This window comes from Arthrobacter sp. CAN_A214 (assembly GCF_015751955.1).
Taxonomy (GTDB): domain Bacteria; phylum Actinomycetota; class Actinomycetes; order Actinomycetales; family Micrococcaceae; genus Arthrobacter_D.
Window position 1 is genome coordinate 15,187 of record NZ_JADOUU010000016.1, and the last position, 13,951, is coordinate 29,137.

The 13,951-nt window shown below is 62.5% G+C and carries 13 protein-coding genes; 10 read left to right on the forward strand and 3 right to left on the reverse strand.

Annotated features, from left to right (window positions below):
• Positions 1-61: 61 nt before the first annotated feature.
• Positions 62-1,540, reverse strand: coding sequence for a hypothetical protein (locus IWX65_RS13035; RefSeq protein ID WP_196883459.1), 1,479 nt, complete (start codon positions 1,538-1,540; stop codon positions 62-64).
• Complete coding sequence (locus tag IWX65_RS13040; RefSeq protein WP_196883461.1) at positions 1,537-1,800, reverse strand: helix-turn-helix domain-containing protein; 264 nt, start codon at positions 1,798-1,800, stop codon at positions 1,537-1,539. Before IWX65_RS13040 ends, IWX65_RS13035 begins: the two co-directional genes overlap by 4 nt.
• A gap of 210 nt (positions 1,801-2,010) precedes the next feature.
• Between IWX65_RS13040 and IWX65_RS13045 the strand changes: the two genes are divergently transcribed.
• The 10 genes from IWX65_RS13045 to IWX65_RS13090 all read left to right on the forward strand — a co-directional run bounded on the left by IWX65_RS13045 (position 2,011) and on the right by IWX65_RS13090 (position 13,180).
• A complete protein-coding gene (locus IWX65_RS13045; RefSeq protein WP_196883463.1) occupies positions 2,011-2,580 on the forward strand; it encodes a DUF6668 family protein in 570 nt (189 codons plus the stop codon).
• Positions 2,581-2,584: 4 nt separating this feature from the next.
• Positions 2,585-2,887 (forward strand): hypothetical protein, encoded by a 303-nt coding sequence (locus IWX65_RS13050; protein WP_196883465.1) that lies wholly within the window; start codon positions 2,585-2,587, stop codon positions 2,885-2,887.
• 37 nt (positions 2,888-2,924) lie between these two features.
• Complete coding sequence (locus IWX65_RS13055) at positions 2,925-3,689, forward strand: hypothetical protein (RefSeq protein ID WP_196883467.1); 765 nt, start codon at positions 2,925-2,927, stop codon at positions 3,687-3,689.
• Positions 3,682-5,547 (forward strand): hypothetical protein, encoded by a 1,866-nt coding sequence (locus tag IWX65_RS13060; RefSeq protein ID WP_196883469.1) that lies wholly within the window; start codon positions 3,682-3,684, stop codon positions 5,545-5,547. The genes IWX65_RS13055 and IWX65_RS13060 overlap by 8 nt, the downstream gene beginning before the upstream one ends.
• Entirely contained in the window at positions 5,528-7,045 is a 1,518-nt protein-coding gene (locus IWX65_RS13065; protein WP_196883471.1) for an SCO6880 family protein, read from the forward strand. Before IWX65_RS13060 ends, IWX65_RS13065 begins: the two co-directional genes overlap by 20 nt.
• On the forward strand, positions 7,045-8,820 hold the full coding sequence (locus IWX65_RS13070) for a type IV secretory system conjugative DNA transfer family protein (protein ID WP_196883473.1): 1,776 nt from the start codon (positions 7,045-7,047) through the stop codon (positions 8,818-8,820). Before IWX65_RS13065 ends, IWX65_RS13070 begins: the two co-directional genes overlap by 1 nt.
• Complete coding sequence (locus IWX65_RS13075) at positions 8,817-10,622, forward strand: type IV secretory system conjugative DNA transfer family protein (protein WP_196883475.1); 1,806 nt, start codon at positions 8,817-8,819, stop codon at positions 10,620-10,622. The genes IWX65_RS13070 and IWX65_RS13075 overlap by 4 nt, the downstream gene beginning before the upstream one ends.
• 5 nt (positions 10,623-10,627) lie before the next feature.
• A complete protein-coding gene (locus IWX65_RS13080) occupies positions 10,628-11,080 on the forward strand; it encodes a DUF4913 domain-containing protein (protein WP_196883477.1) in 453 nt (150 codons plus the stop codon).
• Between the two features lie 84 nt (positions 11,081-11,164).
• A complete protein-coding gene (locus IWX65_RS13085) occupies positions 11,165-12,226 on the forward strand; it encodes a TIR domain-containing protein (RefSeq protein WP_196883479.1) in 1,062 nt (353 codons plus the stop codon).
• Positions 12,227-12,343: 117 nt separating this feature from the next.
• On the forward strand, positions 12,344-13,180 hold the full coding sequence (locus tag IWX65_RS13090) for a hypothetical protein (RefSeq protein ID WP_196883481.1): 837 nt from the start codon (positions 12,344-12,346) through the stop codon (positions 13,178-13,180).
• 9 nt (positions 13,181-13,189) lie between these two features.
• Here the strand turns inward: IWX65_RS13090 and IWX65_RS13095 are convergent, their stop codons facing one another.
• Complete coding sequence (locus IWX65_RS13095; protein ID WP_196883483.1) at positions 13,190-13,948, reverse strand: hypothetical protein; 759 nt, start codon at positions 13,946-13,948, stop codon at positions 13,190-13,192.
• Between the last annotated feature and the right edge of the window lie 3 nt (positions 13,949-13,951).

Sequence of the window (13,951 nt, forward strand, 5' to 3'; positions counted from 1 at the left end):
TTACCTACCCGTTCGTCGATACCGAAAGTGAATCCGAAAGATGGTGTGCAGTGCAGCGTGTTTAGAGCTGGTTGGTGAGGGCGACGGTCGCGTCCTCATAGGCCCGCCGGGTGGCGGGGTTCAGGGCTTCGTAGTCGAAGGCCCGGCCTTCCTGCAGGGACTCATCGAACGGCACGACGATCACCGCTGCGAGACCGATGGTTTTCCCGTACTCCTTGAGGCGGGTGAGGCGTTCGGTGTTGGGCTGGGCGGTGTTGGTGACCACGAGGATGGAGCGGGCGAACTTGTCTGCGTCTCCTTGGGCTTTGACGCCTTCGACGGTCGCTTCGAGGAGCCGGCAGTCGTCTTCCTTGTTTTGTGCGACGAACACGAGCGAGTCTGCGACGTCGACGGCAGCTTGCCAGGTGGAGGCCTGTGCGGAGTTGCCGGTGTCGAGCAGGATCAGGTTGTAGAGCGAGAGCAGCACGTCGTGGGCGGCTTTGACGGAGGTCCCGTCGACGCGGCGCCGGTCGGCACCTTCGGGCGGGGAGGCCAGGACGTGAATCCGGTCATCGCCCTGAGGCCGGATGTAGCGGACGAGGTCGCTGGTGCGCCGGGTGACCGTTCCGAGGTTCCGGATCAGATCCAGTGTCGTCCGGTCGTGGGAGCCCGCGAGGGCGCGCTCACCGAGGGTGCCCTGGTTCTCATTGAACTCACCGGCGAGAATGTTCCCTCCGCGAATGCGCCCGTAGGTTGCTGCCAGGTGGTAAGCGACGGTGGTCTTCGTCGCTCCGCCCTTGAGCTGGATGACGGCCATGGTGCGGTGGGCATCCAGTGGCCGCTGGATGCGTGCCCGCCGCTCACGGCTGTCCTGCTCGGGTGCGGAGGGTGCGAGATTCGCCTTGAACGTGGCGTTGAGCCAGCCGCGCCACCCCTCGCGGGCGGGAGCGGCTTTCTTCTCTGCTCGCACCTCGGGGCGCAGTTGGATCCGTGCATCGCCGGGTTCGACCTGAATAGCGGCCGGCGCAGGCTGCGGTGTGGGCTGTGCCTTGGGTGCAAGTTCGGACACTGGTTCAGGGGAAACTTCGACGGTGCGAGCAGGAACCCGAATCACTGCCGGTGACTCTGACGGCTCGTTCTGAGCAGTCTCGATCACGAGCACAGACTCGGCCGTGGGAGCGGTACCTATCGGAGTGCTGCCTATCTCTACGGGGACTTCATTGCCTGCAGAAATTTCGCGCTGGGTGTTTATTCCGGCCTGAGCCGGGCGGGGAGTGCTTCGACGTGGTGGTCGCTTTTTCATTGGCACACTGCTGTCTGCATCGACAGAACCGTCCTCGCTGACGATGAGGGAGGCTTCTGGCTGCGTCGTCGATGACGGGTCGAAAGCGGTGACCTTGACGGGGCGTCCGAGGTCACCTGCCGTGCCAGCGAGGAAACCGATGGCATCCGGCATGGAGGCAAACGTCCGGTTGACTCCATCGATCGTGACGTTGACCGCGTCATCATGACCGATCGTCGCTGTGCATACAGGCCTGCCGAGTGCTTCCGCGGTCATCATGTCCCCTCAGGATTCTCCGGTGGATCAAGCTCTGTTGTCTCTGAACTGGGCTTAGGCGTGTTGTAGTGCGCCTCCAAGTGCTCTCGAACGTCATCGCGAAAAATGATCCACGTCCCGCCAAGCCTGATCGCCGGTACCCGACCTTCGCGCAACCACCGATAGGTCACCGTCTTCTCGGACAAGCCGAGAATGTCGGTGAGCTGTTCGACACTGAGTCGCGAGGGCAGATCAGCAAAAAGACGGTCCAGCGCTTTAGACACTATGACCACCCCAGTTCCCATGCTGGGAAGAATACACGAAACTTAAGCATTTTCCACATTTCGCTAACTCGGTACGCAATCAAGTGCCTCTGTCCTATAGTGTGCTCTACTATGATCAGAGTTGAGTCTATGGGAAGCCGTTGGGGGCAGAGGTAAATGGACAATCGTTGGAGTGGCTTCGTCCTGCAGGAGCCAGCCGAGGCGACCGTGGTGACAGAGACTGACATTCGTGATGCTGTCGAGGTTCTTCGAGGCGTCGCTGGTCCGCAGCAGGGGCTCCTAGGCCTCGCTGCTGGCGAGGGTATGGCCCGCTTCCTCACAGACAACCCGGAGGTCTTCTGGCTCGGTGTGCACGGTGGTGCCGGTGAGAACACCCTGGCCGACCTTCTGGGTGGAGTGCCGTGCCACCATCGTTGGCCTTCACGCTCGGACGCAGATCCCTCCGTACTACCGGCCGATGTGTTCCTGGTCGCCCGACAGAACCACCGAGGTCTCAAAGCCGCTCAGCTCGCGGCACGCGACTGGGCCACAGGATCCCACCCCACCATCGCGCTGCGCGGTCTGGTCGTGATCGCTGACGCCCCGGGCAAGACCCCGAAGGCCCTGTATAACCAGACGCGCATCACCGCCGGCGGCGTCCCACAAACGTGGGTTCTGCCATGGATAGAAGAGCTTCGTCTCGAAGGAACAGTCGACCCCGAATCACTGTCCCGTGAGCCAAGGAAAGTCCTCACCAGTCTCAGTGAGGTTATCGATGACATTAATTCTGGAAGGAATTAGACCTATGCAACTGCTTCTCATGGCGCAAGACGTCCTGATCAACGCGAACACCCTGCCCGACAGCGGCCCCCTGGCCCCTCCCGGCATCGGTGACGCCTGGAACCGCATGGTCGGCGTCGGCAAGTGGATCGCCCTGGGGATCTGCGTCCTGGGCCTGCTGGTCGTGGGCGGGAAGATGGCCTTCGATTCCAGCCGTGGCGAAACCACGCAGGAAATCTCCGGCATCATCAAGATCGTCCTCGCCGTTGCCCTCATCTCCGGTGGCGCATCCTTACTGACCTTCATCTCCGGCGGCGGCACAGCCTAACCGCCCTGCAGGATCAGCCCTACCTACAGGAGTAGCAATGGCGGAAACCGAAGAATCAGAGCACCTCTGGTGGGCAGCTCCCCGCTTCATCATGTCGGCAGCCGCCGTCGTGCTCCTCGTGATCGTGGGCATCATCCTCTTCGTGTGGATGGGAAACGACGACGAATCCGAGGCAGCTCCACCAGTCCAGACCCAGGCGGCGCCGTCCGCCACCTCTGAACCGGCTGATGCCTCGGACGAATCCGTGTGCGGACTGGACGCAACCGGTGGCACGACGCTAACCACACCGCCCGAAGATGTGGAGTGGGAGTTCCTTGGTGGGATCGCAGCACCGAAGTCAGCCGAACACGGCCCCGGCGTAGTTGATGAGGAAACGGGCGTCCGCTCCTGCTACTCCCACACCCCAGAAGGCGCACTACTAGCCGCTACCGGCCGGCTTACTGCCAGCGGCGACACTGAGCTGCTCCTCGAAACCACGAAGGCTCTATCGCTGGAGGGCCCCGGCAAGGAAATAGGCCTCGAGCGCATTCAGCGGAGAATCAATTCTGGTTCTACGACCACCCCTCCGATCAAGATTGAGGGTTTCCGCCTTCTGTCGTACAACGACGAGGAAGCAACCGTTGAAGTAGTCGCATCCGCTGACGATGGTTCGGGATTCATTTATTACACGACCTCCGTCGTCATGGAGTGGCATCAAGGCGACTGGTACGTGAAGTACAAGGACGACGGATCCGGAGGCCCAGTCGATGGTCAGATTTCTGACCTATCCGGCTACGCACCATGGGGTCCTAATAGTGGCTGAAGTTCCCGCAGAGGAGTCCTGTGACTTTACAGATGTGGGGTGCAAGCTTGCCAACGGAGTTTCTGACGCCGTCTCGGGTGCGGCTGGTAATGCGCTGGAGGCTATTGCTGATGCGGTGCAGGCTGCGCTAGTTGCGACGATCGCGCAGCTCGGTACGTTGTGGACGACGATCGACGCCGGCGATCTGACGACGGGGGCCACTGGATCGGCTGAAGCTCCCGCTGGGGGCGCGTTCAATGACCAGGTCGGGACGATCCTCGGCTATGCGACGTGGATCGGGCTGGGCATCAGTGCGATTGCCATCATCATGCTGGGAATCACCTTGGCTACGAATGCGCGCCGCGGTGATGGCGCTGGTCTGGTCAACACGGCCACCATTGTCTTCGGTGGGGCAGTCCTCATCGGCGGGGCAACCTCTCTCGTCGGTTACATCGTTCCTCGGCGGGCGGCGTCTTCGGCCCCGGCCGTGGGATTCGTCCAGGATCAGACGTTCTACCTGACCCTGGCGTTGGCGGTGCTCAGCATGATCGTCGCCGGGGCGCGGATGGTGTGGACGCAGCGGGCTGAACCTGCACAGGACCTCCTGAAGGGACTGCTGACGCTGGCCATCGTGACTGCCTCGGGCGTCGCTCTTCTCAACGTGCTTCTCGGCGCTACAGACGCTCTCGCGGAGCAAATCATTGAGGCTGGCGTCGGAGACGATTTCCAGTCCGATGTGCAGATGCTGCTGGGGATGGAAGACAGTGGGGCTACAAGCACTGCGTTCCTCATGGGTAACCAGATGCTGATCATTGTCGGCGGTTTGATCGCTGTGCTGGTCAATATCGTGCAGATCATGCTCATGGTCCTGCGGACAGCGATGCTGTTCCTCATCGCCGGGGTCCTGCCGTTGTCTGCGGCGTTCATGAACACCGAGACGGGCAAGACCTGGTTCAGCAAGATCATCGCGTGGACACTCGCGTTCGCCTTCTACAAGCCGGCGGCCGCGCTGATCTACGCGACGGGCATCCAAATGACGACCTCCGGCCTGTTCTCCGGGCAGGCGCTTCTGCAGTTCTCTGCAGGGCTCATGCTGATCCTGGCGTCCGTCGTCGCGTTGCCGGTCCTGATCGGCTTCCTCAGTCCTGCTCTAGGCGCGATGGCGTCCGGCGGTGGTGGCGGTGGCGGAGCGATGGGTCTAGCGGCTGTAGGGGCGGCCATCCCGCAGGGAGCGTCCCGTACACAGCGTGGAGGCCAGGGATTCGGCAGTCAGGCACCGCCTCAGCAGGGGCCTCCTGCCAAGCAAGGGAAAGCATCATCAAAGCCTGAAGGCGGCGCGCCTAACAGTGCGCCATCGGGTGCCGAGGCGACAGCGGGAGCCGGCAAGGCAGCAAGCACCAGTTCAACAGCAGGAGCCGGCGCAGGTGCAGGAGCAGGAACCAGTGCAGGGGCAGCTGCTGCGGGGCCCGTGGGCGCGGCAGCGGTGGTTGCTGGTGCGGTCGTAAAGAAGGGCGGCGAGGCCGTCGCCGGTGCAGTGCAGGAAGGTGCACAATCCAGTTCCGGCAGCGGCGCAGGGAACGGCCAGGGCGGCGCAAGTAGCCTCCCGAAGGCATCGCCCGCCTCGGGCGAGGAGTCTGGTGCGAAGCCGTCCAGTCAGGGCACTATCCCACCGCAAACCACCGGATCCGCGGGAGGACCCTCTGAGGCGAAGGCAGCTGGAGGTGCCGGCGCTGCCGGTGCCGCTGGAGCGGCTGGCGCGGCTGGCGCGGCTTTGAAGCAGGGTGCCACTCAGATTCAGAAGCAGGCACAGCAGATGAAGAAGGAAGTCTCGAACAACACTGGGAACGAGGACCGCACTGATGGCGCAAACCGAAGCTAAGACCCCCGACGTCCGACCACGCATTTACGGCAACTACCGGTTGCCGACCAGCAAGGGTCTGGCGGGTCTGTCGACGGCCGGCACAATGATCCTGATTCTCGGCGTCGTCGGTGGTGTGATCCTGATGATGCTCGGCATGTGGGTTGTGGCCCTGATCTTCGAGGCGTTCATCGCCGTGACGATCTTGTTGTCGATGCAGAAGAACAAGCACGGCCGCACCATGATCGAGCGCATCATGCGGCGGTTCGGGTGGATGAACGCCCAGTACACGGGGGCGAATGTCTATCGTGCGGGACCGGTCAGCCGTGTCCCTAGCGGCACCACGCAGCTTCCGGGCATCTCTGCCCGTTCCACAATCAGCGAGCACACGGACGGCTACGGCCGGCCGTTCGCCCTGCTCCACATCCCGGTGAAGAATCACTACACCGTAGTCCTTGGCTCCGAGCCTGACGGCGGCGGCATGGTCGACCAGGAGCAAATCAACCGCTGGGTTGACCGATGGTCGCACTGGCTGGGCATGCTCACCGACGAGCCCGGCCTGATCGCCGCGTCAGCGACGATCGAAACCGCACCTGACTCTGGTTTCCGGCTCGCCCGGAAGATCGAGAACCGAATGGACCCGAACGCTCCACAGTTCGCCCGCGACGTCATGAACGAGACCGTGCGGGCACTACCGACCGGCGCCACGGTGACTCGGGCTTACATCGCTGTCACGTTCCGGGCGACGCTGCGCCCGGGCGGTCGCATCCGGAAGGCCGATGAGGTCGCCAATGATTTGGCGGCGCGTCTGCCGAACCTGACCCTGTCCCTTGGGGACACCGGTGCGGGAGTGGCCACACCTCTTTCTGCGCAGGAACTGTGCGAGGTCATCCGGGTTGCCTACGACCCGGCCGAGGCAATCCTGTTCGACCGCGCGCACGCCGAAGGGAAGGCACCGGAGCTGAACTGGAACGAGGTCGGCCCGCAGGCCGCGGACACCTACTGGAACAGCTACCACCACAACAACGCGTGGTCCAAGTCGTGGGCCATGTCTGTTCCTCCCCGGTCCACCATCCAGGCCAACGTCCTGCAGTCCCTCGTCGCACCGACCCCTGAGGTTGTCCGGAAGCGCGTGACCATGCTGTACCGTCCGATCGATCCGGCCCGCGCTGCGCAGCTGGTCGAGAATGATGTCAACACGGCGACGTTCAACGCGTCCTCGCGGAACCGTGCAACCTCGCGTGACACCCGGGAGACCCGGGCGGCACGTGCCACTGCGGAGGAGGAAGCCGATGGAGCTGGTCTGCTGAATTTCGCGATGATCGTCACCGCGACGGTGCGCTCGAAGGAGGACCTGCCCGAAGCTGAGGCCGCGATCGAGAATCTTGGTGCATCAGCGCGTATCCGCCTCGAGGAGGCATACGGGGCACAGGACTCCACGTTCGCCGCCGGACTGCCGCTGGGCATCGTCATTCCTGACCATCTGGCTCTGCCCAAGACTGTCAGGGACGCACTCTGATGGCCGCGCTGAACCCCGCTGTAGGAATCCCCACCGCCGACGGAGCATTGGTGCGAATCCTCGCAAAGCTCGGTACATCGAGGACCGGCAATGCTCCAGCGAAGGCAAAGGGCCGAGCGAAGTCGGGTAAAAAGACGGCGAAGAAAGCCCGCACGGGCAGCACTGCGGTAAAGGCTGCGCTGCGTCCCGGGCCTCGTGGCTTCAAGGGCCGCGGTCTCGGTGAGACGCAGCTGCTGCACCCGGTGAAGGAAATGCGCGGCACCAATTACCAGGTGTGCGGTCTGTACCCGTTCCCCATGGGCGGCGGCGCACCCCTGGAGGGTGTGCCGCTGGGCCGGAATCTGCTCTCGAACGAACCAGTGTGCTGTGACCCGATTTCGTGGTTCCAGAACGTCCGACTGATTTCCAACCCGTCCGCGTTCGTCATGGCGAACCCCGGCCTGGGCAAGTCCTCGCTGCTGCGCCGCATGGCAATCGGTCTGTGCGCGTTCGGGGTGAACCCCCTGATCCTCGGAGATATCAAGGGCGAGCACGTGGACATGATCGATGAGCTCGGCGGTGCTGTTCTTCCGCTGGGTCGTGGCATCGGGCACATCAACCCGCTCGATGATGCCGGCGCATTGGCCGCCGCCAAGCGTCTGTCCCCGGTCAAGCGCGAGGAGCTGCTCACCGAGCTGCACGCTCGACGTCGCGGCATCGTCGCCTCACTGATCGCGATCCTGCGGAAAAAGCCACTGGATGAGCGTGAGGAGTCGATCCTGGACCGGTGCCTGATGGTCCTCGAAGCCGAGCACAACCCTGCCGGTACGATTCCGGTCATGGCGGACCTCCGCGAGGTCCTCAAAAGCCGTCCCGCGCAAGTGCGGGAAGTTGCCCTCGATCGCGGCAACAACGACCGCTACGACACGATCACCGAAGGACTCGAAAGCTCACTGAACTCGCTGTGCGGGGCGGGAGCGTTCGGGGATATGTTCTCGAAGCAGTCGACCAACAGGATCGACGCGACCCGGCCCATGGCCTTTGACCTCTCGCGTATCTCTCAGGCGGAGACCGACCTGCGGGCGGCGACGCTCATGGCGTGCTGGTCGGCCGGTTTCGGGACCGTCACCACCTCGAACATGCTTGCCGACGACGGAGTGATCGAGCGTCAGCGGTTCCTGGTGATCCTCGATGAGTTGTGGAACACCCTCGCGGCCGGTCCCGGCATCGTGGATCAGGTCAACGCATTGACCCGACTGAATCGTGAGTGGGGCGTCGGTCAGATCATGGCCTCCCACACTCCGTCTGATTTGAAGGCGGTCAAGGACGAAGCGGACCGGCACAAGGCGCAGGGCATCATGGACCGCTGCGGCATCAAGATCCTCGGCGGCCTCGCCCGCTCCGAGATGCCGCTGCTTACACAGTCCGTGCCGTTGAGCATCCGGGAACAGGAACAGCTCGCCGCGTGGCAGGACCCGCCGGCATGGAACCGCGCCGATACGGACGCGATGCAGTACACCAATGACGATGTGTTCCAGCGGACGGATCAGTCGTTTACGGATGACGAGCTGGCCGCCTGGCTCGAGGACGACGACAACCGTGAGTGGTTCAACGACGACCGGTCCACCCAGCCGCCTCCAGGCCAGGGGAAGTTCTTCATCAAGGTTGGCTCCCGGGCCGGCATCCCGTTCTCGATGGAGTTCACCCCGACCGAGCGTCGATCCCGTGTCCACGACACGGAGAAGAAGTGGCACAAAGCCAAGCGAACCGCTGCAGAGGAACGAGGCGAGCTGTGAGCTCACTGGACCGCAAGCACAAGGCCGGCCTCGGAGGCGAGGCCGCACTGTTGGTGGTACTCATCGTCGCTCTCGTCGGTGTGCCTGGTGCCCTGTACGGGCTGAACACCCTCGGCCACCAGCTCGAACCCCGGCCCGAGGGAATCCCGAACGGCTTCTGGCCCCGGTCGCTGGGAAACTTCACCGGCATCATGCCGTGGCGGTCCACCGAGATCACGCTGGCAATCATTGCCGGCGTCGTCCTGCTGGCACTGTTTGTGCTGTACATCGTCATGAGCATTCGCAAGGGCCGGAAGATCGTCAAGCACGACCGCGCCGCGGTAAAGATGGCGTCCTTGAAGGACGTTGCGCCGTTCACCGAGAAGCAGGTCAAGGCCAAAGCCGCCCGCTTCGGCCTGACCGCCGAGCAGTCGCCCGGTATCAAGATCGGTCGGATGGTGCGCGGCGGGAACACCTTGTACGCGTCGTGGGAGGACACGCTCCTGCACATCTGGGGAACTCGTACCGGTAAGACGACGACGCAGGCCGCTCCCTCAATCATCGAGGCGCCGGGCCCGGTGATCGCGACGTCTAACAAGCGTGACCTCACCGACCTCACCCGCGACATTCGCGCCGAGAATGGTGACGTGTGGATCTTCGACCCGCAAGGAGTAGCGAACGAGAAGCCCACCTGGTGGTGGAACCCGCTCAGCTACGTCGTCGACGCCGAACGCGCAGCGGAGATGGCGAACAACTTCGCGCTCGGCTCACGGTCCGCCTGCGCGAAAGCTGACGCGTACTTCGACAACGCAGGGAAGGACCTCCTCGCCGGCTACCTCCTCGCCGCTGCAGTTGCTGGCCGGCCCATCAACCAGGTTCACAGTTGGTTGTCCTACGCAGAGAACAGGGAAGCTGCAGGGCTCCTGCGGGACGCAGGGTGGACCAAGGAAGCCGACTCGATCGGTAGCACCATGGCGCTTCCCGACAAGCAACGCGAGGGCGTCTACGGCACCGCGCGGCAGATGGCCACGTGCCTGAAGAACGAGAAGATCGCCGCGTGGGTGAATCCCAGCGGCCCGGACGATCTTCGACCGCAGTTCACTCCCGAGGAGTTCATTCGCGGGAACAACACCCTCTACGCGTTGTCCAAGGAGGGCGCCGGCACTGCCGGGCCTCTCGTGACGTCGTTGACGGTGGCCACGGCCACCGCGGCCGAGGAGTACGCCGCCACTCAGCCTGGCGGTCGTCTGGCGGTCCCGATGATCTGCGTCCTGGATGAGGCCGCGAACGTATGCCGGTGGGAGAACCTCCCTGACCTTTACAGCCACTACGGATCCCGAGGAATCGTGGTTTCTACATTCCTACAATCCTGGTCTCAGGGCGTCGATGTATGGGGCGAGTCCGGCATGAAGAAGCTGTTCTCCACGGCCAACGTGTTCACCTACGGCGGGAACGTCAAGGAGGAGGGCTTCTTGAAGATGCTCTCCGAGCTCGTGGGTCAGTACCGGTACACGTCGGTGTCTACCTCGCGGCAGAAGGACAGCCGCTCCACGAGCCGCCAGGACTCCACAGACGACATCCTCTCCGTCGCGGATCTTGCTGCAATGCCCAAGGGCAGAGCCATCATGCTCGGCTCCGGCTCCCGCGCCGCCCTGCTCCGCACCGTCCCGATCAGTGACCGTCCCTACGCGAACAAAGTCGCGGCATCAGAAGCCGCCCACAGCCGCCCTCAACCGCAGTCGGAACCTGTGGCGAAGAACGCGCCTGTTGCAGTGGGCCCCGTCGACGGCGGGAACCGGTGGTCGACCATGGTGAAGGAGTAGCAGACATGGATTCCCATTCCTCGTACGAGTCCGACGACGACCTCGACCCGTTCGCTCCGGACACCAGCGCCGAGGCGGACGGTGCCGACGACCAGAAGCCGGGGACTCAGCCTCAGCTGATCTTTCCGAACCTGGAAGCGTTCGTATCCGACTACCTCGTCCATCACTTCCCACGGCCCGTCCAAGCGTCCGCGTACGACAAGGAGTTCTACTGGTGCAGCAGCTGGTGGGCGCACATTGAGGCATCCAGCAGGCTCAATGCCCTCTGGCGGGCCTGGGAAGCTCTGCGTCTGAACGAGACGACAGGGATGGCGGACTGGTGGACGAATTACGCGGACCCGACGATGAATGCGCTCTTCGCCGCGAAGGGCCCGTTCCAAGGGTGCACAGCCGAGGTGCACAAGCCTGCGAATCCGTCACTGCCGGTAACGCCTGTGCCAACCGGCTTGTTCTCGTAAGCTTTCAGTTGAGCGGTGACCAACTAGGTCCACAAACGAGGTGTTGTACTGCAAGCCTCCGAAAACGAAGGAGCTGTGCAGCCAGTGTCAAACTCGATTACTGACTCAACCAGACGGCAAATCATGGATCTCTTCTCGGTCCTGGGTTATAGCTGGTCGGGTCAGCTCGAAGAGCCTGCATTTCTTGCTCGTATCTACGACCTCACCAAGATGAAAAGCACCGATCCTCGCTATAAAGACGCTTACGGGGACATCAAGCAGCACCGCGTCAACAACACTGACTGGGACGACGATTGGCCGTTCACCGACCCTAGGTTTAATCTGCTCCATGCCTCCGATGCGGATCTCATACGGTTCCTTACTGAGACGCTGCGCCCCGGGGTGAGAGACAGCGATGAAGCAGCTCTGATAGCAAAAGCACTTAACACGTTCTTGCGTCCCGACGGGTACGAGTTTGGGATCGAGAACACGATTGGCGATCAGCCCTTTTATAGAGCGTCTCGTGTCCTCGGACTCAGGAGGCAAGTAGAAGCTGTTGGCGTGAAGCCCGTTGTGATGGCCAAGATCACTGGATCGCCCGGGACTGGGCAGCCCACCTCGTCAGATACGGAGCCGCACCACATCTCCCAAGCTGTCAGCACCCCGGGTGGACTCCCTGAGGCCGTTGTCATTCCATCCAGTGCCGACCTGGCATCCAAAAGAATCTTTATCGTTCATGGCCATGACACCGCGGCCAAAAACGATGTGCATCTCTTCCTCAATCGGCTGACCGGCAAAGACGCCATCATCATGCATGAGCAAGGAAACAAGAGCCAGTCGCTAATGGTCAAACTCGAAACGGCCGCTGCGATGGCTTCCTACGCCGTCGTCCTGCTCACGGCTGATGACCTAGGCAAAGACAAGAACGATACGAAGCTTTCGACGCGCGGCCGTCAGAACGTTGTCTTCGAAATGGGCTACTTCATGGGCAAGCTTGGCGTCGACAAAGTAGCGGTCCTGTACGAGGAAGACGTGGAACTCCCAGGCGATGTGAGGGGCATGCTCTACATCCCGTATCACGCCACTTTCGGCGGATGGAAGGGGAAGCTGGCTGGTGAAATCAGAGACGCAGGACATGACGTCGATCTAGGGATCCTCACCAAGTAACGGACCCCTTCGGCCATGGATCACTCTGATCCCGACTTGCATGAGGGCCTAGAAAGGCTCGTCCGCGCGGATCTACTAGCTCAAATGAGCGCCAGCCGTGACAGTGAGCTATCCCGAATGAAGACAGGGAAGCTCCTTACGGTCTACTACAACTGGCGCGGACGATTCATCTCGCCCGTTCCGCGACGCGTTCACCTCTCGCCAGAATTGGTGGCGTCCGCAGGTTACGCAGAACATCAGGTGGTGGTCGACGTCTTAGCTCATCGCATCGAATCCGGCTTGGACGTGACTCCACAACTCAGCCGGGATGTGTCTATACCGCACGAATCGGTCGCCCCACGGAGATCGCGCAAGCGCCGTCCCGACCTCGATGGTCTGCTCGCGGAGTGGGGTATCACCCACCTCCACCTTTCACTGGAGATTGAACGCCGGCAACCTTACGAAACGGCCTATCGCACCAAAAACCTTCTCTTTCTCGCCGTTCAACCTAAGGACGCCTACTTCATCAGCGTCCTGCCCCACAGTTCGTGGACAGCACCAGCACTACGTGACACCGTCGTCAGAAATTGGCCGGCGGCCGGGATCTTTCATGCATCCCGCACCAAAAAAGGCCTAACGCAGGAGGTTGACGAAGCCAGCCACAAGGAGCTGCGCGACGCCGGAGTCACCATCCTCAGCCTCGATAACGGAAGGGTTGTGGCTCCTCAGGGACAATCCCTTGCAGGTACCTCTCTTGGCGTTGCCGACGAAGCGAATCGCGTTCTACTGGCGATAGACGAGCTCGTAAAAGCCCTCGGGGATCAGACAGGCCAGCTTTCTGAAGAAGTCACCTCCCGCGGAGGAAAACTAGAGGGACGACAGCCCGATGTGCACGCAGAGGTGGAGGCCGGCGTCCTCCAAATCAGGGAACGTCACACCGGCGTCGTAATCCCGTGGATTAACCTCAGGAAGTAGCCGAGATAGTCATTCCCGACCGAAGTCTCGCGACTTGGCCTTCCCGGTATTCGCTGTCTTAGGTCGATGCTGAGATGTCACGCGGCTCGTCACTGCGGCCGAGGGTGGCGTGCCGTTGCTCAGGTCGGTGGCCAGCGCTGCCGCTACAGCTTCCCGTCCGATAGGGGTGTCACCCGCCCGTTCTATGAGGGTGTCGGCAAGCTTCGCGCGGCGGTCGCCGGAGTCCCACAGCTCCTGCGCGCTGGCGGCTGCGTTCTGGGTGTCGACGTCGTTCTGTAGGTCGCCGCTGATCACCGCGGCGGACTGCTGTTCGGCTTCTGTGTGATCGCGTTGCGCTTCTCGGTCGATCTGCTCACCGGTCCGCTCAACGTCCGGCGTTGGGTTGTTCGCTTGGAGGTACTCTTCGGGCGTCAGCTTGTACCTGGTGCGGATCTCGTCGTGGATGTGTTCACGGGACAACCGCGCCATGTCGTCGAACGGCTCCCATTGTTGCGCCAGGGCGTACTGGGCGGCGATGTCTTCGGGTTTCGCCCCTTCCCAGAACTGGGGCTGATGAATGGCACCAAGCTGGGTGCGCATCAAAGCCCGTTCGGCCTCGAAGCGTTCCTCGAGCTGCTTGCGCCTGGCGTTCTCCGCCCGCAACATCTCTTCGTTCCGCTCGGCCCGTTGGCGGGCGAGCATCTCGCCCAATCGTCCTGCGACGGCCATGGCCGACTGCAGCTGCGGACGGAACATCCCGTCGGCGCCGTCTGGCGTGTTGTCATGCATGAT